The 1203-nt window shown below is 52.5% G+C and carries 1 rRNA gene; it reads left to right on the forward strand.

Going from position 1 to position 1203, the window contains the following annotated elements:
* Positions 1–1203 (forward strand): 23S ribosomal RNA (locus tag IMQ48_RS16595); the annotation flags it as partial.

The following is a 1203-nucleotide window of genomic DNA, read 5'->3' on the forward strand; positions in this document are numbered from 1 at the left end:
GGCGGGACACGTGGTATCCTGTCTGAATATGGGGGGACCATCCTCCAAGGCTAAATACTCCTGACTGACCGATAGTGAACCAGTACCGTGAGGGAAAGGCGAAAAGAACCCCGGCGAGGGGAGTGAAAAAGAACCTGAAACCGTGTACGTACAAGCAGTGGGAGCCTTGATTTATCAGGGTGACTGCGTACCTTTTGTATAATGGGTCAGCGACTTATATTCTGTAGCAAGGTTAACCGTATAGGGGAGCCGAAGGGAAACCGAGTCTTAACTGGGCGTTAAGTTGCAGGGTATAGACCCGAAACCCGGTGATCTAGCCATGGGCAGGTTGAAGGTTGGGTAACACTAACTGGAGGACCGAACCGACTAATGTTGAAAAATTAGCGGATGACTTGTGGCTGGGGGTGAAAGGCCAATCAAACCGGGAGATAGCTGGTTCTCCCCGAAAGCTATTTAGGTAGCGCCTCGTGAACTCATCTTCGGGGGTAGAGCACTGTTTCGGCTAGGGGGTCATCCCGACTTACCAACCCGATGCAAACTACGAATACCGAAGAATGTTATCACGGGAGACACACGGCGGGTGCTAACGTCCGTCGTGAAGAGGGAAACAACCCAGACCGCCAGCTAAGGTCCCAAAGTCACAGTTAAGTGGGAAACGATGTGGGAAGGCACAGACAGCCAGGATGTTGGCTTAGAAGCAGCCATCATTTAAAGAAAGCGTAATAGCTCACTGGTCGAGTCGGCCTGCGCGGAAGATGTAACGGGGCTAAACTGTGCACCGAAGCTGCGGCAGCGACACTATGTGTTGTTGGGTAGGGGAGCGTTCTGTAAGCCGTTGAAGGTGGCCTGTGAGGGTTGCTGGAGGTATCAGAAGTGCGAATGCTGACATAAGTAACGATAATGCGGGTGAAAAACCCGCACGCCGGAAGACCAAGGGTTCCTGTCCAACGTTAATCGGGGCAGGGTGAGTCGACCCCTAAGGCGAGGCCGAAAGGCGTAGTCGATGGGAAACAGGTTAATATTCCTGTACTTGGTGTTACTGCGAAGGGGGGACGGAGAAGGCTATGTTAGCCGGGCGACGGTTGTCCCGGTTTAAGCATGTAGGCGGAGAGTTTAGGTAAATCCGGACTCTTATTAAACGCTGAGGTGTGATGACGAGGCACTACGGTGCTGAAGTAACAAATGCCCTGCTTCCAGGAAAAG

The organism is Citrobacter sp. Res13-Sevr-PEB04-36 (assembly GCF_015672735.1).
Lineage (GTDB): Bacteria > Pseudomonadota > Gammaproteobacteria > Enterobacterales > Enterobacteriaceae > Citrobacter.